The sequence below is a fragment of the Polyangium spumosum genome (assembly GCF_009649845.1).
In the GTDB taxonomy this organism is placed as follows: domain Bacteria; phylum Myxococcota_A; class Polyangia; order Polyangiales; family Polyangiaceae; genus Polyangium; species Polyangium spumosum.
This window is the reverse complement of record NZ_WJIE01000006.1, coordinates 768,601-789,444: the sequence shown is the minus strand read 5'-3', so window position 1 is coordinate 789,444 and position 20,844 is coordinate 768,601. Positions and strand designations below refer to the sequence as shown.

Annotated in this window: 18 protein-coding genes; 7 read left to right on the top strand and 11 right to left on the bottom strand. The window is 70.1% G+C overall.

Going from position 1 to position 20,844, the window contains the following annotated elements:
- Window positions 1-140 precede the first annotated feature (140 nt).
- From GF068_RS24160 to GF068_RS24145, 4 genes are all read right to left on the bottom strand, one after another.
- Window positions 141-1,121 carry an alpha/beta fold hydrolase gene (locus tag GF068_RS24160; protein ID WP_338046547.1) on the bottom strand — a complete coding sequence of 327 codons (981 nt, stop codon included), beginning with the start codon at window positions 1,119-1,121 and terminating at the stop codon, window positions 141-143.
- A complete protein-coding gene (locus GF068_RS24155; protein WP_153821772.1) occupies window positions 1,118-2,239 on the bottom strand; it encodes a Type 1 glutamine amidotransferase-like domain-containing protein in 1,122 nt (373 codons plus the stop codon). Before GF068_RS24155 ends, GF068_RS24160 begins: the two co-directional genes overlap by 4 nt.
- 64 nt (window positions 2,240-2,303) lie before the next feature.
- The gene (locus GF068_RS24150; RefSeq protein ID WP_240807240.1) at window positions 2,304-3,629 is read right to left on the bottom strand and encodes an amidohydrolase family protein; all 1,326 of its coding nucleotides are present in this window, start codon (window positions 3,627-3,629) and stop codon (window positions 2,304-2,306) included.
- Window positions 3,630-3,720: 91 nt separating this feature from the next.
- Entirely contained in the window at window positions 3,721-5,034 is a 1,314-nt protein-coding gene (locus GF068_RS24145; protein ID WP_153821771.1) for a ferritin-like domain-containing protein, read from the bottom strand.
- 267 nt (window positions 5,035-5,301) lie between these two features.
- Between GF068_RS24145 and GF068_RS24140 the strand changes: the two genes are divergently transcribed.
- Complete coding sequence (locus tag GF068_RS24140) at window positions 5,302-6,933, top strand: FAD-binding protein (protein WP_338046546.1); 1,632 nt, start codon at window positions 5,302-5,304, stop codon at window positions 6,931-6,933.
- A gap of 54 nt (window positions 6,934-6,987) precedes the next feature.
- Window positions 6,988-7,803: an STAS domain-containing protein gene (locus GF068_RS24135; protein ID WP_153821769.1), complete on the top strand. Its 816-nt coding sequence runs from the start codon at window positions 6,988-6,990 to the stop codon at window positions 7,801-7,803.
- Window positions 7,804-7,810: 7 nt separating this feature from the next.
- On the opposite strand, the gene GF068_RS24130 is transcribed toward GF068_RS24135, so the two are convergent.
- The 7 genes from GF068_RS24130 to glgC all read right to left on the bottom strand — a co-directional run bounded on the left by GF068_RS24130 (window position 7,811) and on the right by glgC (window position 14,949).
- Window positions 7,811-8,734 (bottom strand): response regulator, encoded by a 924-nt coding sequence (locus GF068_RS24130; RefSeq protein WP_153821844.1) that lies wholly within the window; start codon window positions 8,732-8,734, stop codon window positions 7,811-7,813.
- A 5-nt stretch (window positions 8,735-8,739) separates the two neighbouring features.
- Entirely contained in the window at window positions 8,740-10,272 is a 1,533-nt protein-coding gene (locus GF068_RS47135; protein WP_170319638.1) for an ATP-binding protein, read from the bottom strand.
- A gap of 95 nt (window positions 10,273-10,367) precedes the next feature.
- The gene (locus GF068_RS24120) at window positions 10,368-11,096 is read right to left on the bottom strand and encodes an RsmE family RNA methyltransferase (protein WP_153821767.1); all 729 of its coding nucleotides are present in this window, start codon (window positions 11,094-11,096) and stop codon (window positions 10,368-10,370) included.
- The gene (locus GF068_RS24115) at window positions 11,093-11,989 is read right to left on the bottom strand and encodes a 50S ribosomal protein L11 methyltransferase (protein ID WP_153821766.1); all 897 of its coding nucleotides are present in this window, start codon (window positions 11,987-11,989) and stop codon (window positions 11,093-11,095) included. The genes GF068_RS24120 and GF068_RS24115 overlap by 4 nt, the downstream gene beginning before the upstream one ends.
- Before the next feature lie 35 nt (window positions 11,990-12,024).
- Window positions 12,025-12,927 carry a hypothetical protein gene (locus tag GF068_RS24110; protein WP_153821765.1) on the bottom strand — a complete coding sequence of 301 codons (903 nt, stop codon included), beginning with the start codon at window positions 12,925-12,927 and terminating at the stop codon, window positions 12,025-12,027.
- A 57-nt stretch (window positions 12,928-12,984) separates the two neighbouring features.
- A complete protein-coding gene (locus GF068_RS24105) occupies window positions 12,985-13,674 on the bottom strand; it encodes a metallophosphoesterase (RefSeq protein ID WP_153821764.1) in 690 nt (229 codons plus the stop codon).
- A gap of 9 nt (window positions 13,675-13,683) precedes the next feature.
- Complete coding sequence (gene glgC, locus GF068_RS24100; protein WP_153821763.1) at window positions 13,684-14,949, bottom strand: glucose-1-phosphate adenylyltransferase; 1,266 nt, start codon at window positions 14,947-14,949, stop codon at window positions 13,684-13,686.
- Between the two features lie 244 nt (window positions 14,950-15,193).
- Here glgC and GF068_RS24095 point away from each other — a divergent pair, with 244 nt between their 5' ends.
- The 5 genes from GF068_RS24095 (at window position 15,194) to lpxA (ending at window position 20,331) form a co-directional block, all read left to right on the top strand.
- Window positions 15,194-15,901, top strand: a complete 708-nt coding sequence (locus GF068_RS24095) for a hypothetical protein (protein ID WP_153821762.1) — start codon at window positions 15,194-15,196, stop codon at window positions 15,899-15,901.
- Between the two features lie 112 nt (window positions 15,902-16,013).
- On the top strand, window positions 16,014-16,652 hold the full coding sequence (locus GF068_RS24090) for a hypothetical protein (RefSeq protein ID WP_153821761.1): 639 nt from the start codon (window positions 16,014-16,016) through the stop codon (window positions 16,650-16,652).
- 8 nt (window positions 16,653-16,660) lie between these two features.
- Window positions 16,661-18,424: a protein kinase domain-containing protein gene (locus tag GF068_RS47130; RefSeq protein WP_153821760.1), complete on the top strand. Its 1,764-nt coding sequence runs from the start codon at window positions 16,661-16,663 to the stop codon at window positions 18,422-18,424.
- Between the two features lie 217 nt (window positions 18,425-18,641).
- Window positions 18,642-19,454 carry an SIMPL domain-containing protein gene (locus GF068_RS24080; protein WP_170319637.1) on the top strand — a complete coding sequence of 271 codons (813 nt, stop codon included), beginning with the start codon at window positions 18,642-18,644 and terminating at the stop codon, window positions 19,452-19,454.
- A 112-nt stretch (window positions 19,455-19,566) separates the two neighbouring features.
- Window positions 19,567-20,331 (top strand): acyl-ACP--UDP-N-acetylglucosamine O-acyltransferase, encoded by a 765-nt coding sequence (gene lpxA / locus GF068_RS24075; RefSeq protein WP_170319636.1) that lies wholly within the window; start codon window positions 19,567-19,569, stop codon window positions 20,329-20,331.
- Window positions 20,332-20,844 lie beyond the last annotated feature (513 nt).

Genomic DNA, 20,844 nt, shown 5'->3' with positions numbered 1-20,844 from the left:
GAAGGCGGTGTATCCCCAGTGCTGGCGTGACGAGGACTGTGAGAACAAACCGTGCCAGAATTCAAACCCCTGCCCGTGCGGTCTCGATTGCGGCATTGATTCGCCGGGCTCGTGCCTGTAAAGAGCCGCCGCGCCCGCGCTCAACCGCCCGCGCGGCCGAGCAGCCACGCGACGACCTGATCTTCGAGCCCGCCCGGCCCGGGAAAACCGAGGTCGACGCGGGCCGGAAAACCGACGTGCCCGCCGCGATCGATCCAGCGCACCTCGAGCGGCGGGCGCGCGCCGGAGAGCACGGGCCGGAGCGTATCGGCCGGGACCATGGGGTCGTGCTCGGCGGCCACGACGAGTGAGGGGACCTCGATTCCAGTGAGGCGCGGCGCGACGCTCGACTCGCCATAATAATGGTCCGCGCCACGAAAACCGAAGCGCGGCGCCACGATGTGCTCGTCCCAGTCGCGGATCGTGGCGATGCGGCGCGCCTCGGCGATCGGCAAGGGGACGGGCTTCCGCGCGGCGACCTCGGCGTAAATCTCCTTGATGGCCGCGAGGACGTGGCGCCGATACACGAGCCGCCCGGGCTCGTCGATGGCGCGGGCGCCCACGGAGAGGTCGAGCGGGGGGCATACCGCGGCGACGGCGCGGACGCGGGCGTCGAGGCCCTTCTCCGTCGCGGCGCGGAGGACGATGTGCCCGCCGAGCGAATAACCGAGGAGGAGGACCCTCGCATAACGGGCGAGCTCCGCGCTCGCGAGGGCGGCGTGGAGGTCCTGGGTGATGGCCGCGTGGTAGATGTCCTCGCCCGTGCGGTCGGAGCCCCGCAAATTCAGGCGCAGGCTGGCGAGGCCGGCCGCCTCGGCGGCGCTGGCAGCCGTGAGCACGTAATGGCTGCGGACGTCGCCCCCGAGCCCGTGGACGACGACGAGGAGGGTCTCCGAGGGCGCGTGGTGCAGGCGGCCCGAGAGGCGGACCTCCCCGTATTTCGCGTCCGGGACCGTCCATCGAAAGGGGACCGAAGCGGAGACGCGGCGCGGCGCGAGCGTGTGCCGCGCGACCGGGGCGACGGTGAACCAGTGGCCGAGGAGAGCGAAGACCCGGCTTTTTCCTACGTCCGTGCCATTCACGAGATCGGGACCTCCTCACCCGCCCGACGGCAACGTTTCCTCCCGTCGGGCCCGAAGACGTAGACGCCGTCGCCCACGCCGACGCTCACGGCCCGGCGCGGCGCGAGGTCGAGCAAAAGGAGCGAGCGCTGGTTCAAGCCGACACACGCGTGATGGCGGAACCTCCGCGCGAGGTAGGCGAGGTTGTCGATGTCGTCCGTTTGAATGCGCTCCATGCAATGCGGGAAGACCTGGAGGTCCTGCACGATGCCGAGGCCGCGGTCGTAGAGCTGGAAATCGCGCGGGGTCTCGGCGAAGTCGTCGTAGACGATGACACGCTCGCAGAGGACCATGGCGCCCGCGGAGACGGCGACGATCTGAGCGCCGCGGCGCAGGGCCTCGACGAAGACGTCGCGGAGGCGGAAGAAGCGGAGCGCGCCGAGCAGGAGATCGAGCCGGCCGCCGAAGAGGAAGATGTTGCTGGCGGAGAGGATCCGCGCCTCGAGCCGCTCCTTGGCGGCGCGAAACGCCGGGTGATAGAGGGCGCCGGCGGCGTCGAAGGCGCGGCGCTCGATATCGCCGAAGAGCTCGAAGAGGTGGTCGTCGTTCGATTCGAGCGTGTGGAAGGCGCGCCGGAGCTCACGCGCGAGGGCGTGGCGGGCGAGCGCGCGCGGGCCCGTGGGGTGCGTCATGTCGGCGAGCAAGCTCTGGAGGTCGGTATCGGGCGCCTCGGCTTTGGCCTCGCGCAGCGTGCGACGGAAGAGGTCGATCGTGTGGGCGTTGTGCTCGAGGTAAAACCTGCGCGCGGTGGCCTCGGCGCGGCGCAGCTCGCGGAAGGCCTCGGCGAGCTCGGGGGCCTCGGCGAGGACGCCGTCGAGCTCATTGAGCAGCGAGAGGTTCTCGTGGGCGCGATCGAAGCCGTGCTCGAAGGCCGAGGGGAACCCCGCGGCGTTGAGGGCGCGCTTGACGTGCCCCTCGTCGTACTCGTGCTCGGCCCAGCCCGCCGTGACGAGCAGGGTGCGCCGCGCCGCGGCGACGGCCGGGTCCTTGTGGCGGGACGTCGCGAGGAAGGGGGCCGCGGCCCGGACGAGCCATTCGTCGGACTCCGCATTGCCGTTGAAGAGGATGGCGCCGCGCATGCGGGGGATTGTACACGAAGTCGAGAGCGAGGCGAAGGCCTCGCAGCGCGAGCGGCGACCGGGCTCAACGCGGCGCGACCCACACCCCGTTCAGCATGACCCGGCGGACGTCGCGCAGGGCGGAGAGGCCCTCCCCGGGGTCGCCGCCGACGAGGATCAAATCGGCGATCTTGCCAGGCTCGAGGCTGCCCAGCCGATCCTGGATCCGCAAAAACCTCGCGGTCTCCAGGGTGGCGGCCGCGATGACCTCGCCGCGAGGGAGGCCCGCCTCGTGCAAGAGCTCCATTTCGCGGAAGTATGCATCTCCGCGCTCGGCGTGTGGCACCGCGGAATGGGAGCCGACCGCGATACGCACGCCGGCGCCGCGCGCGCGACCCACGAAGGCGAGCATCTTCGAGAACGCCCGGGCCTCGACCTCGCTCGTGCCGGGATCGCCCGGGCGCCGCTCGTAGACGGCGAGCGTGGGCGTGAAGAACGTACCCTCGGACGCGAGCAGGTCGAGGACCGCCTTCACGCGCGGAGAATCGAGATCGACGTCGCTCCAGAGCGCATAACGACCCGGGCCGCGGGCGGCGTTGTCCGCGAGGACGGCCTGCCGGAACGCCTCGGCCTCTCGAGGCGCGGCGATCGCCGTCCCGAACGAGGTGACGTGCTCGATGCCGTCGGTCCCGGCGCGCACGGCGTCGGCCGCGTCCACGATTTCGAGGTGCGCCATGGTGATGAGGCCCCGCTCGTGAGCGGCCTCGTTGACGGCCCGGATCGTGCCGAGCGGCAGTCGATAATAAATCTTGATGGCCGACGCGCCCCGATCCGCGAGGCGATGCACCGCGACGCGCGCCTCGGCGGGATCAAGGACGAGCAGCGCCTCGCTCGGATGGGCGGGCGGCGGCGCGTCGAGGTGCGGCCCCGTCAGAAAGAGGCGCGGAATCGGGGCGGCCGAGGCGCGCACCGGGTCGTAACCCTCGATCCAGGCGCCCGGATCGCGCAGCGAGGTCACGCCGCGCCGAAGGAAAAGCGCCGGCAGGGGGATGTCGCCGTCGAGGTGAAAATGCGCGTCGACGAGGCCTGGCAAGACGGATTGTCCCGCCGCATCGACGATCTCCGCGCCGGCAGGTATTTCCACGGAGTCGCGCGGGCCGACGGCGAGGATACGCCCGCCCCGGACGACCACCACCGCGTCTCGCACGGGCGGCGCGCCTCGCCCGTCGAAGAGCGTCGCGCCCGCGATCACCACCGTCTTTCCAGCCGGGGGCTCGGCGACACGATTGACCTCCCGGGCGGCCGGCAGGAAATCCATCCGTCCGCCGATATCGTGCTGGGCCGCCGCGGGGAGGGAGGCGCACCCGCCCGCGACGATGGCGGCGCCGAGCGTCCTGGCAATTCGTTGCATGGTGACCTCCTGGGCAAACGCGGAGGGATGCCGCGCCTGCCCAGGAAATCTAAGCCCGCGAAGCGCCCCCGCGAGCCCATCGGTCATCACTTCACGCCGAGAGCGCGAGGACGGCATCCTTGAAATGCCGAGCGAGCCGCTCGCCCGCGGCTCCGTCGGGCAAGCCAAGGGTCGTCACGAGCTCGGGGGCATTCCCGGCGCGGGCCTCGGCAGCGACGGCGTCGAGCGTCGCGAGGCGCGCGGCCTCGATACGCGCCCGCGCCGCCGCGTCGAGCCGCGGGCGAATCCATTCGTCGATGGCCCACGCGAGCGAGGCATGCCGGGCCTCGTCGAGCGCGATCCGGCGCATGGCGCGGCGGACGGCGGGATCCTTCGCGGCGCGCGCCTGCCACATCCCGACGAGCGCGCCGAAGGTCTCGCGCACGCAGCCCTCGACCGCATTGTCGAGCGCAATCGCCTCGAGCGACCGCGACGCTTGTTTCGCCACCGAGGGGGCGCGGAATCGACCGCCGTGACGGGAGGCGAGCCTGCGCATCACCCGCGCGTGCCGGACCTCGTCGCGCCGCGCGATTTCGGCGCGCTCGACGAGCGCGCGCGGGGCGCCGTGGTGCGAGAGCTCCGCGGCGAGAGCCCCGAAGGCGTCCACGCTCGCCGCTTCGAGGTGAGCGACGCTCGCGAGATAAGCGCCGACGCGGGTCGAGCCGCGGGCCTTGCGGCGCGCGAGCCCCGCGGGGCGCCGGCCGATACAAGCGCCGGCCTCCGACTCGATGACGGCGGATTCGACCTCCGTGACGTTGCCGTCCGCGTCGACGGCGAGGCGGTAGAGGGTGCGCTCGATCGGGTCGCAGACCGCGGTGTATTTCGTGCCGAGGACCTCGAAGCCCGAGCTCGCGGCCCGGACGCCGCCCTCGTCCGAGTCGTTGCAGGGAATGCGATACCCCGCGAGCGAGGCCGCGAGCACGGCTTCGCCTTCTGAATCGATGGGCCGGATCAAGGCGAGCACGGCCTCTTTCGTATCGAGGACGTCGACCGCGTCGGCGGCGTTCGTGACGAGGACGTGGCGCGGACAGAAATCGACGCAGTCGCCGAGCCGGAAGCCTTGCATGGACGAGGCGGCGTCGATCGCGGCCTCGCATGCGGCCGCGTCGGTCGCGGAGCCACACTTCTCCCCGAAGGAGTCGATCGGGCGCCGCTCGCCGATCCCTCCCTCGCCGATGTCCACGAGCTCCATGTAATCGAGCTCCTCGGACGGACGCAGGTCCGACAGATAACGAGTTCCGTCGGCCGGCCCGCAAACGAGGGGCTCGAAGCCGCTGGTGTCGATTCCACAGGCGACGGCGGCGGGCGCGATCGACAGAGCGAGGACGTGACGCAAGATTTTTCCGACGTGATTCGACCTGGCCATGGGCACCTCGACCACGAGCACGGCAAGGGGCGTTCCAGGCGGGGAGACGCGGCTTTCTGCGAGGGTCTCCGAAGAGCCCCTGGCGCCGCCGCCGCTCCCGGGCGCGCACACCTGGCACAAATTGGCCAAGCGGACGGAATCGTGCTCTCCGGGCGTCATTTCACATACCGAGGGGACGGATTCGGTTAGATTGGTCAATGGTAGCCGGATCCTTGACCCGTTCCTCGAAAAGGGAGCACTTGCATGACATGGCACTATGATGCGGACGTGGTAATCGTCGGGGCTGGCGGCGCGGCGCTCGCGGCGGCCGTGGCGGCCGTTCACGAGGGCCGATCGGTCTTGCTGCTGGAGGCGGGCTCGCAGCCAGGGGGGACGGCCTCGATATCGGGCGGCGCGTTCTGGATCCCGAACAACTCGCTCATGCGGGCCCAGGGGCTCACCGATCCCCGCGACGACGCGCTGAAGCTCATGGCGCGCCTCTCCTATCCGTCGCTCTACGACCCCGCGGCGACGTGGCTCGGGCTGCCGAAGCGCGAATACGACCTCCTCACGGCGTTCTACGACAACGGCTCCGACGTGATCGACGAGCTCACCCAGCTCGGCGCCCTCTATCCTTACATCTACCCGGGGTTCGGCTTCTCGCCGAGCCCGATCTCGGACCCGGACTATCACGCCGGCCTGCCCGAGAACGTATCGCCGTATGGACGCGTGCTCGGCAATGCGCCGCCGGGGCTCGTCGGCTGGCCCGGATTCCTCCTGACGCAATCGATGATCGACTGGCTCGACGCGAGGAACGTGCCCATTCGCACGGGCCACCGGGTCGTGGACGTGCTCCAGAAGCAAAATGGCGAGGTGGTCGGGGTGGACATCGATCACAACGGCGCGCGCAAGCGAGCGAAGGCGCGGCGCGCCGTGGTGTTCGCGACGGGTGGCTTCGCGCACGCGCGCGGAAAGATGCTCGGATTGCAGCGAGGCCCGCTCTTCGGCACGGGCAGCGTCCCCACGGGCAAGGGCGATTTTCTGGACATCGCCTCGAAGCTCGGCGCCGCGATCGGCAACCTCTCGAATGGTTTCTACTTCCAGCTCTCGGTCGAGGAGGCCGCCGCGCAGGACGGTCACGTGACGAACCTCGGAGCGATCGCCTTCAGTGTCTACGGCGACAGCACGATCCTGGTCAACAAATATGGCCGTCGCTGCGTCAATGAAAAATTGCCCTATCACGTCCGGGCGCAGAGCCATTTCCTGACGCTCGGCACCGACGAGCCGAACCTCGTGCAGTTCATGATCTGGGACGAGGCGGTGGCACAAGAGCCGACGCCCTGGCCGTGGCGCGGCGTCGTGCCCGCGCCGGGGAGCTTGCCCCCGTTCGTCATCAAGGCGAATACACGCGCGGAGCTCGCCGCGGCGATCGAAGCGCGCCTCGACGCGCTGCGGGGCCAGCGATTCGCCGCGAGCGCCGTCGTCCCCACAGCGACGCTCGACCCGAGCTTCGTGACGAACCTCGAGGACACGATCACGCGCTTCAATGCCTTCGCCCAGGCGGGCGTGGACCTCGATTTCCAGCGCGGCGCGACGTCGTTCGAGAATGCCTGGCAAGGGCCGTCGCGCAGCGTGACGGGCAACCGCACGATGCACCCGATTTCGACGACCGGGCCTTATTACGCGGTGATCCTCGGCGCCGGGACGCTCGACACCTGCGGAGGCCCGATCACGGGGACGAACGGGCGCGTGCTCCGCCCCGACGGGTCGGCGATCCCGGGCCTCTTCGGCGCTGGCAATTGTATTGCCTCCCCGGCCGGCCGCGGATACTGGGGCGCCGGCGGCACGCTCGGCCCCGCCCTCGTCTTCGGCTTCCTCGCCGGCCGAAACGCCGCGCGCGAGCCCATCCACCCGCTCTGAGACCCGGCGACGCCGCGGTTGTGCCGGTCCGAGACTTCTGTTAGATCCGCTCTCATGGCAGGGGAAATACACTCGCGCCTCGGCGCGAGCGAGCCTTCGGAGGAGAACGTCGAGGCCAGGGCTCTGCTCCGCGCGATCGGGACGATGCAGGTCGCGATCTGGGCGATGGACGAGGACGGCACGTGCACGCTGTCGATCGGCAATGGCCTCGTGGATCTCGGTCTCCAGCCGGGCGAGCTCGTCGGGAAAAACCTCTATGAGCTCTACGCCGATCAGCCGGATTTCACGACGCTCACGAGGCGCGCCTTCGCCGGCGAGCAGTTCTCCTTCGAGGCTCCGATCGGCCCGACGTACTGGCGCAACAACATCATCCCCCTGCGCGACGCCTTCGGGGAGCGGGTGGTGCGCATCTTCTCCATCGCCGAGAACATCACCGAGCGCGTGAAGGCGCAGCAGCGCCTCGAGGAGCAGCTCGCGCTCATTCAATCGCAGCAGCAGGCCATCGTGGGGCTGTCGAGCCCGGTCATCGAGGTCTGGCAGGGCGTCCTCGTCGTGCCCTTGATCGGCGCGATCGACCAATCCCGCGCGAGCGCGCTCCTCGAGCGGCTGCTCACGGAGATCGTGGGCCGGCAATCGAGCGCGGTGATCCTGGACCTGACGGGCGTGGACACGGTCGACGCAGAGGCGGCGCAGCACCTCTCGAACGTGATGCGCAGCGTGGAGCTCGTGGGCGCGACGGGGCTGCTCTCGGGCATCCGGCCGAGCGTGGCGAAGACGATGGTGGACCTCGGCGTCGACATGCAATCGCGCCGCACCTACCCGACCCTGGCCGAGGCCCTGCGGAGCCTCTTCGGCGCGCGCAAGCGCTGAGAGGCCGTCAGCGCGCCTCGCCGTGCAACTCGAGCACGGCCCGCTCGTGCAGCTTCTTCATGAATGCATTCCGGTCCGGCGCGAGGACGAGCTCGCGCAGGTCGGCCTTGCCGATGAGCAGGACGAGGTAATCGTCCCGGCGCTCGCCGTGCAGATCGCTGCGGAGCGGCGCGGAGAAGCCGCCCGGCGCGATGAAGAGGCCGAGGCGCGAGCGATTGAACTTGCGCGAGAGCTTCCACAAGAAGCTGCGGATCTCCGTGGCGCCCACGGGCCGCGTCCAGTTCTTGCATTCGGCGAGGATGTACGAGGTGCGCTCGTTCACCCAGAAAGGATCGGTGGACTCGTTGCGAATGACGAGGTCGATCTCCTCGTCCTCGTTGCGGCGCCGGGCCGAGGCGTGGCGAAAGCCGGGGATCGTCTTGAAGACGAGGACCATGAGGTCCTCGAGCAGCTTGCCCTTGCGGTTCGGGTCCGTCTCGCTCTCGGCCGCGGCCCAGGTGTCACGAATGGCCGCCTCGGCCTCGTCCGAGGAGAGCTCGCCAAAATGGTGCGCCCGCACGGCCTCGAGCGCATTGCGTAGTTTCGCCAGCAAGAGGACGCGGAAGATCGGGCCCTTTTCGAGGTAATCGTAGGCGCCGTCCTGGAAGGCGCGCGTCACCGCGGCCTCGGTGGCATACCCCGTGACGAGGATGGTCTTCGCGAGCGGCGCGCGGCGCGAGACCTCGGAGACGAGGTCGAGGCCGGTGTCCGGGCCCGCCTTGCCGTCGAGCTTCTGATCGACGAGCACGACGTCCCAGCCGCCCTGGTCGAGCCGCGCGAGCGCCTTTTCCACCTCGTCCGCGGTCTCCACGAGATACCCCTCGCTGCCGAGCCGCGCCCGATAGAGCTGCAGAAAGCTCGGGTCGTCGTCGATGATCAAGATGCGGCCCATCGGTCTCACGCGGCGCTCCTTCCGGCGTCGGCGGGCAGGCGGAGCACGAATCGAGCCCCGCCGAGCGGGCTCTCCTCGCAATGGGCCTCGCCCCCGAGCTCCGCCCGCGCGACCTCCCGCACGAGCGCGAGCCCCTGCCCCGTCCCGCCCGGCCGAAGGGAGAACCCCGGCGCGAAGATCGCCCTTCGATACTCGGGCGGGACCCCGGGGCCATCATCGTCGACGGTGACCACGATCGCGCCGTCCCCGTCGAGCCCGGCCGAGACGCGGATCGTCGCGGGCCGGTCATCGCGGGCGCGCGCGGCATTGCGGAGCAAATCGACGATGGCCAGGACGAACCGGTCGCGCCGGCCCCGGACGGGCGGCAGATATCGAGGGCGATCGAAATGGGCCACGCGGCCGAGCTCCTCGGCGAGCGCGGCGAGCGCGTCCTCGATGGCCGCCGCGACGTCGAAGGGCTCGGGCGGAGGGCCCGCGCGCTCGACGACCTGGGCCATCTCGGTCATGAACCGGAAGATGCGGTCGACGCCGCCCGTGATGGTGGCGCCGTGGCGATCCACGAGCCGCCCGCGGCCTTCGTGTTGTAATGCCGCGAAGAGGTCGTCGATGGCCTCACGCACGGGGACGAGGGCATTACGAATCTCGTGCGCGACCATGCGCGCGTGCCGGGTCATGGCGAACGCCGCGCTCTCGCGCTGGATCAATGCCGTGGCGGCGCGAATGCGGCCGAGGACGGCGGCCGTCTCGTCCTGGATGAGCGCGCCGGCGAGCAGGACCATGGGCGTCTCCCCCGAGGCGACCTCGGCGAGCAGCTCGGCGCCATTCTCGGTGAGCTCGTAGGTGGTGAGCGCCTCCTCGGCCTCGTCCTCGAACGAAAGCAGGCCAAGCGCGGCGAGGCGATCGAGCGATTGCGGGTGCGCTGGCCAGGTCTCGCTGCCGTACCAGAAGACGCGGAGCCGCTTGCTCTCGACGAGGCGCGCCGCCGCAGAACGAGAAATGCGCCAGGGATCCGAGGGCCCGCGTGATAACGCGACCTCGACGGCGAGCAGCCACCGGACGGCGTCCCGCTCGGGGAGGCCGAGGACGAGCCGGCCAATGGGCGTGAGCAGCGTCTCGCCCTCGGCGCGCCGCAATGCCCGCAACTCGAAGGCATACCGCTCGGGCCAGAGGCTCGGGGCGCGCTCGGGCCGCTGAATGGAAAAGAGGACCTCGCTGGAGAGGCGATCGATCTCGCGATCCCGGACGCGAGAGCCGGCCGTGTCGGACAAACCAAGCCGGCGGCGGAGCGCGACGTCGACGAGCGCGTGGATCTCCTCGGTGCTCGCGCCAAACGCGAGGCCGCCCTCCAGCAACCGCTGCATTTCCTGGACGAACGCCCCGAGCTTGTCGGACCAGACGTCGTGCAGCCGCTCGATCTTCTCCTCGGGCTCGCCGCGCGCCTCGAGGGCCTCGAGCGCGTCGAGCAGCGTCTTTCGATGCGCGCCGAGGCCGGAGAGCGCCCACGAGGAGCCCTCCGGCCGGTCGAGAGAGCGACGCACGTCGTCGAGGAAGGACACGCGGAAAGGTGACGCCGGACGCCCGGGTTTGTCAAGTCCGGGTTTGTCCCGCCCGGGTTCGTCCGCGGCGCGGGGCGTTATCGCGAGAGCATCAGCACGGCGCCGAGCACCGCCGCGCACACCGTCTCGGCGCGGAGCGTGAGCGGGCCGAGCGAGACACGCGCGAGGCCGGCCGAGGTGCACGCCTCGATCTCGGCCGGGGACAAGCCCCCCTCGGGGCCCACGACGAAGGCGAGCTCGACCTCCGGGGCGAGGCGGCGGAGCGCCGGGCCGAGCGGCGCGTCGGCCATGGGATCCAGGCAAAAGCCGGAGACGCCCTCGCCCGCCGCGAAGAGCTGCACGGCCTCCGCGAGCTCCATCGGCGACGAGATCGCAGGCGCATCACCGCGGCCACATTGCCGCGCCGCCTCGACCGCGATCCTGCGCCACCGCGCGGCCCGGCCGTCCGCGGGGCGACCCACGGATCGCTCGGCGACGACCGGGACCACGCGGCTCGCGCCGAGCTCGGTCGCGTCACGCACGATGGCGTCGAACTTGTCGCTCTTGCACGTGGCCTGGAGGAGCGTCACGCGGCGTGCCGGGAGGAACGTGGCCACGCGCGGAGCCTCGACGAGGACGGAGACGCTGGCGCGATCGATCGCCGTGATCTCGGCGTCGGCCTCGATCGCGCGGTCGGGATCGAAGAGCACCACGCGATCGCCTAGGCGCTTGCGATGCACACGCGCGACGTAACGAGAGGCGTCCTCGTCGAGGATCGAAGCGCCCGCCTCGACGCGGGCGACGGGGACACGCAGCGGGCCCCTCATGACGCCGCGAACGTGATCGCGACCCAGTCGTCGCCGGTGCCATCGCCGCGGCGACGGGTCTCGAGGTGGCGCAAGGGACGCGCGAGCGAGGTGTAACGCGCGACGATCTCGTCGTGCTCGGCCGCGAGGATGCCGGAGAGGATCAAGAGGCCGGAAGGAGAGACCGTGCGCGCCAGGTCTTCCGCGATCGGACGGAGCACGCGGGTCTCGATGTTCGCGAGCACGACGGGGAAGGTCTCGGTCACCGACTCGATCGTCTGCTCGCGGACGACGACACGATCGGCGAGGCCGTTGCGCTCGGCGTTCTCGCGCACGACGTCGATCACCTCGGGGTCGTTGTCGATCGCGAGCGCGCTCGCGGCGCCGTAGATCAGCGCGACGAGCGCGAGGATGCCGCTGCCCGTGCCGACGTCGAGGACACGCATGCCGGCGAGCGAGCTCTTGCGATCGTGGAGCATCTCGGCGACGAGCGAGGTCGTCGCGTGCAGGCCCGTGCCGAAGGCGCGGCCCGGCTCGAGCTCGAGCACGTGCTCGTCCGCGCGCTTCTTCTCGTAACTGACCCACGGCGGCACGACGACCACGTCGGGCGTGAACGGGAAGGGCTCGAAGTGTTGCTTCCAGGCGTCGCGCCAGGCGTCGCCGACGATCTCCTCGATACGCGGCGCGAGCGAGGCGTCCTCCTCGGTGAGGGAGGTGATCGCCTGATCGGCCTCCTCGCGCGTGGAGAAGCTCGCGACGAGGGTCACCTTGCCTTCGCCCGCGCCCTTCGCGAGCGTCTGCTCGTCGCGCTCCTCGACGCCCATGGCGCCGAGTTCGAAGAGCAACGCGCCGAGCTCTTCGGCTTGATCGCGGGGGACGTCGACGGCGACGAACGGATAAACAGGCTCGGTCATGTCGGCGGAGGTTTGGCGCGAATCGGTCGTCGCGGCTACTCCGTCACGCGGATCGTGACGGTCGAGGTCCTCTGGTTGAGGAGGAAGTACGTCGCGGCCACGCCGCCGCCCACGACCGCGAGGCCGACGGGCACCCAGAACCACGGGCTCGACAAGACGCCGCCCTTCTGCGCCGCGGGCACGGCGATACGCAGCGGCGTCGCCGCGTCGCCGCGCGAGGTGAGCGGCAGGCCGCCCTTGTCGATCGCCTGCAGGTAGTACTCGACGAGCGGGGGCTTGACCGCGGCGCTCGGGATCTGCGCGCGGAACTCGCCGAGCGTGAAGCTCGCCGGGACGAGGACGAACTTGCCGTCCGCGCCCGTGCGATACGCGAGCTGCATGGCGCGCACGCGCCCGTCCGGATCCTCGACCCGACCCGAGAGCTTGATGAGCGTGCCCGGCGGGACCTGCGCGGGCGACGTGTGCATGATGCGGATCGGCTTCTCGGCCACGGGCGAGTTCTGCGCCTCGCGGCCCGGCTTGCCCTCCGACTCCCACTTCTCGCGCGTCGCCTTGAAGAAGTCCTTGAAGCGCGGCGACTCGGTCGGCGGCAAGCTGTACGTCTCGTCGAGCACGAGCAGGCCTCGCACGGCGGCGTCGGCCTCGTCCATGCGCTTGAGGACGATGTAGTTGTAGGCGAGCAGGCGGTAGATCTCGATCTTCTCCTGCTTGCTCGTGCCGGGCCGAAGCAGCGCCGCGGAGAGCGTCTGGATCGACTCTTCGTACTCGGCGTCGTCGAAGAGCGCGCTGCCGCGCTGGATGAGCGAGGTGACCGTGGCCTTGGCGCCCTTGGCGGCAGCCTGCGCGTACACGAGCGAGGGCGTCGCGACGACGAACGCAGAATGGCAGGCGGCCGTGAGGGCGAGCGTCGCGGCGAGGCGAGGCCAGACGGAGCGCATGACCCGTGAGGGTAGCCCCAAACGCGCGCCCTTGGCGAGAGCCGGATTGCGGCTCCCTCAGCGCGGGTAGTAGGTCCTTCGCGCCGGCACGCTCACGAGGACGCTCATCCGATCCTCGGGCGGAGGCGGGTGTTCACCCGCGCGCAGCACCATCGCCGTGAGGCGTCCGCCGTACACGCAGCCCGTGTCGATGCCGGTCGCGTACGGGTGGATCTGCGGGCGCTCGAGGGCGTTGTGCCCGAAGACGAGGTGCGGCGGCCCCACGTACTGCTCGCCCCAGAGGATCGGCCCGCGCCGCTCCTCGGGCGCGCCGCTCAGGCCGATCGAACGCACGTACATGAGCGTGCGCGGGCTCTGACGCTCGATGGGCAGCGCGGGATCGACGCCCGCGTGCACGACGCGGAGGTCATGCTCGGGCAGATCGATCCAGAGCGGCAGCGAGCCGAGGAAGTCCCAGTGCCGGCGACGCAGTGCCCGCACGACCTCGCGCTGCAGGCTCCCGAGCTGCGGCGCGGTGCCCGGAGGCGCTTGCCGATACCGGAGCAGCCGATCCTCGTGGTTGCCGCGGACCACGCGCGCGTGGTGCTTGCGGAGCAGATCGATCGTGCCCGCGGGATCGGGGCCACGCACCACGAGGTCGCCGACCGAGATCAGCCGGTCGCCCGCGCCGAACCCGACGTGGCCGAGCAAATCTTCGAGTTCGTCCCTGCATCCGTGCAGGTCGCCGACCACGACCGTTCGACCCATCGCTCCCGCTCAGCCGATCTTCGCGCGCTTGGGGATGACGACGATGCCGCCCTCGCTCACGTACCAGCGCTTCTTGTCTTCCTCGAGGTTGTAGCCGATCTCGGCGCCGGGCGGGACCTCGACGTCCTTGTCGATGATCGCGCGGCGGATCTTGGCGTGCCGGCCGATCACCACGTTCTCGAAGAGCACGCTCTCCTCCACGTGGCTGAAGGAGTTCACGCGGCAGCGGTTCGAAAGGACGCTCCTGTGGATCCGGCCGCCGGAGATGATGCAGCCGAGCGAGACGAGGCTCTCGGTCGCGATGCCGACGCGCGCGTTCCACTCGTCGCGGAAGACGAACTTCGCCGGCGGATCGTGGCTCATCGCGGTGCGGATCGGCCAGCGCTGGTTGTAGAGGTTGAAGGCGGGCTGGACGCTGATGAGGTCCATCTGCGCGGCCCAGTAGGCGTCGATCGTGCCGATGTCGCGCCAGTACGCGTTCGAGCCCTCGTCCTCGCCGGGCACGCGGTTCGTCTGGAAGTCGTAGACGAACGCGCGTTTCCCGTTCCGGACCATGTACGGGATGATGTCGCGGCCGAAGTCGTGCGCGCTCTGCTCGTTCTTCGCGTCCTCCCCGAGCGACTCGAGCAGGCTGCCCGTGTTGAAGATGTAGTTGCCCATCGAGGCGAGGGCGAGGTCCGGGTGGCCGGGCATCGGCGGCGGGTCGGGGACCTTCTCGTGGAAGGCGATGAGCCGGCCCTGCGCGTCGGCCTCGATCACGCCGAACTGCGTGGCCTCCTTGCGCGGGACGGGGATGGCCGCGACGGTGACCTCGGCGTTCCTCTCGAGGTGCGCGTCGAGCATCTGGCGCATGTCCATCTTGTAGACGTGATCGCCGCCGAAGATGCAGACGTGCGTGGGCGACTCGTCCGTGATGACGTGCTGCGTCTGGAAGACGGCGTCGGCCGAGCCCTTGAACCAGCTCTTGCCGGTGCGCTGCTGCGCCGGGATCGTCTCGATGAAGTTGTCGAGCATCGGCGAGAGGCGCCAGGCCCGCGCGATGTGCTCGTCGAGCGACGCGCTCTTGTACTGCGTGAGGATCTTGATCTTGTGCAGCCCCGAGTTGACGAAGTTCGAGAGGACGATGTCGATGATCCTGTAACGACCGCCGAACGGGACGGCCGGCTTGGCGCGGTCGGAGGTGAGAGGGCCGAGCCTCCGGCCCTCCCCACCCGCCAGGATCATGACGAGCACCCGCGAGGTCTCGAACGGGGCGCGCAGCTTCGTCTCGCGCATGGTGCGTGGAGACTACCCTACCTTCGTGGCCCGGGCGACGCTCGACGACGACCTCGGGTTTGGACGGGCCCGCCGGCCCGCCGAGGCGCCTCATTATGAGAGGCGTTCGGGCGCCCAGCCCCCTCCTTCGGCGTTTCTCTTTACGCCCCGTGCACCGTCGTGTTAGCCCTTTTCAGCCCAATCCCCCTGCCCAGGGAGGCAGCCTGTGCCCGAGGGCGTACCCTCGAGCGGCCCGGAGAGACTCATGAACGTCCGACATGCACTCGTTTTCGCCCTCGCCTCCGTCACAGGCTCGGCCGTGCTCGGCTGCGGACCGTCGGAGGAGCCGTACAAGGCAAAGCCCGCGGTGAGCGGCAAGAAGGCCTCGATGCCCGCGGTGCCGACGCTCCCGCAGAAGCAGAAGAAGACGTCCGACGGCGCGTACACGGTCTGGGGCATCACGCACGATCTCCGCAGCCGCGTGCACTTCGAGGACGTCAACGGCAAGCAGGTCTCCATCGTCGGCTACGTCGTCAAGACGAACTACGCCGACGCGCCGGCCTGCGCGATCCACAAGACGGGCAAGGGTGATCCGCCGGACTGCAAGGCGCCGATCCCGACCTTCGCGATCGCGGACGAGAAGGGCGAGACGGCGGACATGATCGACGTGATGGGCTGGGCGTCGAACTTCGCGCAGGTCTTCACGCTGATCGAGGCGATCGACAAGCAGCCGAAGGGCAAGGAAGGCGAGGCGAAGCTCGCCGACGAGTTCTGGGGCGCGGATCTGCCGAACCCGATCCCCAACATCGGGGCGAAGGTCAAGGTGACGGGCACCTACTCGGTCACCTTCACGAAGGCGAGCTCGGGCGCCGCCGCGAACCCGAAGTACGGGATCATGACGGCCGAGAAGATCGAGTTCCTCGAGCAGGCCCCCGAGAAGGCCTACCTGCCCGGGATGAAGAAAAAGCCCTAGCTTTTTCCGCTGTGCGCTCCCCGCGCCCCTGGATCCGGCGGCGAAGGTGGGGGGGGCGAGACCCGAAATACTTGCGGACGCCGGCCGGCATCTGACACGCTCGGATTTGCGCATGGTCTACCGCACCTTCAAAGCAATCGCCCCCCTCGCTCTCCTCGTCGTGGCTGCTGCGTGCGGCGGGAACAAACCCGACACGGAGACGGCCGACGACGCGAACACGGCGCAAGTCGTCGAGACGCCTCCGCCTCCGCCGAAGTGCGAGTCGCTCGACGAGAAGTGCGCCGCGAAGAAAAACACCGTCGCCAAGGTGAAGAGCGCCAAGCTCACCTTCCACCCCGCGGAGTCGTGGATGTACGCGCAGGGCGACGCGCAGACGATCGCGCAGGTCTCGGAGGAAGGCGCCGTCGTCGTGTTCGGCTCGTACACGCCGGACAAGGACGCGAAGAAAGACACGACGGCGCGCGACGAGGCCCTCACCGAGGCGATCAAGGCGATCAACGTCACGCCGCCGAAGGGCTTCAAGGTCAACTGGAAGAAGCCGGAGAACACGCAGACGGTCAACGGCATCGAGCTCAACGTGTGGACGGCGGCCGGCACCGAGCGCGCCAAGAAGAAGGGCACGCTGCTCGTGCTGCAGGCGCCGCTCAAGGACGGCGAACCCGCGCTGCTCGGGCTCGGCTTCGCGGCCGACGACGACGAGGCGGGCATGGGCGCGGTGAGCAAGGCCATCGAGTCCATCAAGGCCGAGTAAGGAACGCCGTGACCGCGCCCCAGCTCTCCCCCGGCTACGTCATCGCCGGCAAGTACTCGGTCCAGGCCCTCCTGGGCAACGGCGGCTCGTCGGCCACGTACCGCGTGGTCGACGCGACGGGCCGCCAGATGGCCGTGCGCATGTACTCGCCGAGCATCGCGCAGCGGCCCGAGATCATGACGATGATCGAGCAGATCTACACGGCGACGAACGGGCTGCCGCCCGACGCCGTGTTGCCGGTGCTCGACGCGGGTTACGATCAGCAGACCGCCGCGCCCTTCACGGTGACGGAGTTCTCCCCGGCGCCGTCGCTCGAGCAGCTCGTCTCGCAGCGACCGCTCTCGCCGCAGGAGGTCGCGCAGATCGCGCAGAACATGGCGCGCACGCTGGACAACGCCCACGTGCGGGGGCTCATGCACCACGCCCTCAAGCCGACGAACGTGTTCGTCGCGCCGCAAGGCTTCGCGGTGCGCGTCATGGACTTCGGCGCGGGCCTCGCTCGGAGCTACGTCCAGACGAACGAGGGCTACGCGATCGCGGCGCCCTGGGTCGCGCCCGAGCAGATGCAAGGCGGCGCGCCCGCCAACGCCGCGGCCGACGTGTTCGCGATGGGCCTCGTGCTCTTCTACGCCCTGACGGGCCGGCCGTACTGGCGATCCTGCCAGGGCGCGCAGCCCGATCTCGCCTCGTGGCAACACGAGCTCGTGGGGCCACGTCAGCCCGCCTCGCAGCGAGCCCAGGAGCTCGGCGCGATGGTCTCGCCGGTGCTCGACGCCGTGTTCACCCGCGCGCTCGCGCTCGATCCGAACGAGCGCTTCCGCCAGGCCAGCGAGCTCGCGGCAGCCTTCTCGGCCGCGGCGACGATGCCCGAGATGGCCACGAGCGCGACGATCGCCTTCCCTGCGATCAGCGGCGCCGATCCGATGGGCCCGACGGCCGCGGTGCCGGTCTACCAGCCCGGCGGATCGAGCGACGGCTCCGGCTACCCTCCGCCGCCTCCGCCCGGAGGCGCAAGCATGGGCGCGCCCGGCATGGGCGGCCCCGCCATGGGCATGGGTGGTCCCGGCATGGACGGGCCCGGCATGGGTGGTCCGGGCGGCATGGCGCAGCCGAACGCAGACATGGGCATGGGCATGGGCATGGGCCCCGGCCCGATGGCGCCGACGACCGCGGCGCCGCGCCTGCAGATGGATGGGGGCGGCAATTCGAAGAAGCTGCCGATCATCATCGGCGTCGCGGCGGTCCTGCTCGTCGGCGGCGCGGTGGGCGCGTTCATCGTGCTCGGCGGCAAGGACAAGGGGACGGCCGAAGATCCGAACGCGCCGATCGCCATCACGCCGACGGGCGCGCCGACCGGGAGCGGTGAGAGCGCGGCGCCCGCGGGCTCGGGGGAAGCGCCCGCGCCGCCGCCGGCTGCGCCGACCGAGGTCGAGGTCGCGATCAAGTGCACGCCGGGCTGCGACACGATCAAGGTCGACGACAAGGAGATCACGGATCCGGCGACGCTCAAGCTCGCGCCGGGCGAGCACATGGTCGAGCTCTCGAAGGCCGGTTACCAGACGCAGACCGAGAACATCACGGTCGAGGCCGACAAGAAGTTCGAGAAGGAATTCAAGCTCGCCGAGGCCCCGAAAGAGACGGCGACGACCGCGAACACCACGAAGTCGGGCGGCACGACGACGAAGACGAACCCCACGGTGGGGACGAGGCCGACCGGCACGAAGACCGGCAAGACGTGCACGGGCGTCGGTCTCTTCAAGAAGTGCAAGTAAGCCCTTCGGCCGGGTTTTCCCTCTTCACGGCTCGCCACGTCGTTTCCACGTAGCGGGCCGTTTTTCATTTCTGCGCCGCGTCAGTTACGTCCCCCGCACACCCTGGTCATGCTGCGGCTCGGGCCCCATGCTCGCCACGGGGCACGGGCGGCTCGGCCGCCATGTGCAGGGGACATCGAGCGCGGGGCGCGTCTCCGCGCGAGGAAAGGGGGGAATCATGGCAATGGCGAAACTTCTACGGACGGGCTCGCGCCTCGCGGGCGTCGTGATCGGGAAGATGTCGTTCCTTTCGTTGCGCGCCGCTTCGAAGCCCAAGGCCGAGGGGAAGCCGAGCGCGGAGAACGACAACGCGCTGGCGAACATCGTCCTGGAAGAGCAGCTCGGTGAGCTCATCACGACGAGCGGCCAGGGACAGATCGTGGCGAAGCCGGACGCGATGCGCGCCGAGCTCGGCGTCGAGGTCCGCGCCAAGACGCTGGACGGGGCGCAGACCGAGCTCGCTCGCAAGATGGCGCTCGTGACGAGCGCGATCGAGAAGCTCGGCCTCGAGGGCCTCACGATGCAGACGGCGACGCTGCAGCTCCAGCCGATCCAGGACGAACCCGCGGCCGGTCGCGCGCCGAAGATCGTCGGTTACCGCGCGCGGAACACGCTGTCGATCACGCTGCGCCTCGCGGAGACCGAGGAGCTCGGAGCGCAGGCGGCGAGGGTCGTGGACGCGGGCGTGGGCGCGGGCGCGAACGTCGTGCAGGGGATCTCGTTCCTCCTGGCGCGGCCCGAGGAAGCGCAAGCCAAGGCGCTGCACCTCGCCGCCGTGGACGCCGAGCGGAACGCGAAGATCCTCGCGGCCACGTCGGGCGTTCGGCTGCTCTCGCTCCACAGCGTGGAGGGGGCGCCGGGGCGCGTGAGCCCGATCTTCATGGGCGACGGCGTCGGCATCGCGAGCTTGAAGCTCGCCACGACGATCGAGCCGGGTGACCTCACGATCTCGGCGACCGTGATGGCTCGGTTCCACTTCTCCAAGCTGTGACGGATCCTCTGGCCGCGCGGGGGATCGGCTCCGGCCGGCCCTCGCGTGGCTCGTCTTTCTTCGGGTGTTCGCCTTGCCAAGCGCGCTGCGCGTCACGAGAATGCGCGCCCTCGTGGCCGCCTCGATCCATCCGCTCGCGCACGTCGACCCCGAGGCGAAGCTCGGCGAGGGCGTCGTCGTCGGCCCGTTCGCCGTGATCGAGCGCGACGTCGAGATCGGCGACGGCTGCCGCATCGACGCGCACGCGGTGATCGCCGCGGGCAGCCGGCTCGGCCGTCGCAACGTGGTCCATTCGTTCGTGGTGCTCGGCGGCGCTCCGCAGGATCGCAGGTACGCGGGCGAGCCGACGACGCTCGTCGTGGGTGACGACAACGTCTTTCGCGAGCACGTGACGGTGCATCGCGGCACCGGGCACGGCGGTGGTGTGACGCGGATCGGGAGCGCGGGGCTCTTCATGGTGGGCGTGCACGTCGCGCACGACGCCGTCGTGGGGGATCGGGTCACGCTGGCGAACGGGACGTTGCTCGCGGGGCACGTGGTGATCGAGGATCACGTCGTGACCGGCGGTCACGTCGCGGTGGCGCCGTTCGTCCGGGTGGGCGCGCGATCGTTCCTCGCGGGTGGTTCGATGGTGGAGCGTGACGTGCCGCCGTTCGTGATCGCCGAGGGCAACCGGGCGCGCGTGCGCGCGTTGAACCGCGTGGGGCTCGAGCGCAGCCTCGTACCGCTCGAGTCACGCGTCGCGCTGAAGCGGGCGTTTCGTGCGCTGTTCGTGGGTGATCTCCCGCGCGCCGAGGCCCTCGCGCGGCTCGCGTCGGATCCCGATCCGTTCGTCCGCGAGCTCGTCGCGTTCCTTCACGCGCCGCCGCGGCGGTAGGGTGAACGGCGGCCTGTCGAAGCGAGCGCGCAGGCGATTGCAGGCGCGCAGGATCGCCGGCACCGCGATGATGCGCCGCTCGATCGCTCGTTTGCCGGGGACGTCGAGGAGGACCAGCCCGATGAAGAGCGTGAGCAGCCCTTGCCCCGGCACGCCCGGCAAGGACATCAGGATTCCCAGAATGACCAGGAAAAACCCGAGCAGGTTCTTGCCCGCGATCCCGAGGGCCCGCAGCCACGCCGGCCGTCCGGCGAGGAACCGCCCCGGGCCGTGCGTGAGCTCGAAGTGATCCGGCTCGAGGCGGACGACCACGAGCGCCACCGCGGCCAGGCTGAGCACGAAGCTGAACCCGAAGACCCCCACGCCCACGAAGACCTGCGAAGCGTGGACTTCCAACGTCTCGAGCAAATTCATCCAGATACGCGCCCGCCCCAACGGGTCATGTAGCGCACGCCGCGGCCTGGGCAAGGCGTGGCGGGGCTCGTCAACCGGGCCGTTTTGGACGAAGCTCCG

Coding starts and splice junctions, on each gene's coding strand:
- GF068_RS24135 (WP_153821769.1), top strand. CDS start 6,988: ATGGCAGGGGAAATACACTCGCGCCTCGGCGCGAGCGAGCCTTCGGAG.
- GF068_RS24150 (WP_240807240.1), bottom strand. CDS start 3,629: ATGCAACGAATTGCCAGGACGCTCGGCGCCGCCATCGTCGCGGGCGGG.
- GF068_RS24145 (WP_153821771.1), bottom strand. CDS start 5,034: ATGGCCAGGTCGAATCACGTCGGAAAAATCTTGCGTCACGTCCTCGCT.
- GF068_RS24090 (WP_153821761.1), top strand. CDS start 16,014: ATGGTCTACCGCACCTTCAAAGCAATCGCCCCCCTCGCTCTCCTCGTC.
- GF068_RS24110 (WP_153821765.1), bottom strand. CDS start 12,927: ATGCGCTCCGTCTGGCCTCGCCTCGCCGCGACGCTCGCCCTCACGGCC.
- GF068_RS24105 (WP_153821764.1), bottom strand. CDS start 13,674: ATGGGTCGAACGGTCGTGGTCGGCGACCTGCACGGATGCAGGGACGAA.
- glgC (WP_153821763.1), bottom strand. CDS start 14,949: ATGCGCGAGACGAAGCTGCGCGCCCCGTTCGAGACCTCGCGGGTGCTC.
- GF068_RS24080 (WP_170319637.1), top strand. CDS start 18,642: ATGGCAATGGCGAAACTTCTACGGACGGGCTCGCGCCTCGCGGGCGTC.
- GF068_RS24115 (WP_153821766.1), bottom strand. CDS start 11,989: ATGACCGAGCCTGTTTATCCGTTCGTCGCCGTCGACGTCCCCCGCGAT.
- GF068_RS24130 (WP_153821844.1), bottom strand. CDS start 8,734: ATGGGCCGCATCTTGATCATCGACGACGACCCGAGCTTTCTGCAGCTC.
- GF068_RS24120 (WP_153821767.1), bottom strand. CDS start 11,096: ATGAGGGGCCCGCTGCGTGTCCCCGTCGCCCGCGTCGAGGCGGGCGCT.
- GF068_RS24095 (WP_153821762.1), top strand. CDS start 15,194: ATGAACGTCCGACATGCACTCGTTTTCGCCCTCGCCTCCGTCACAGGC.
- GF068_RS24155 (WP_153821772.1), bottom strand. CDS start 2,239: ATGCGCGGCGCCATCCTCTTCAACGGCAATGCGGAGTCCGACGAATGG.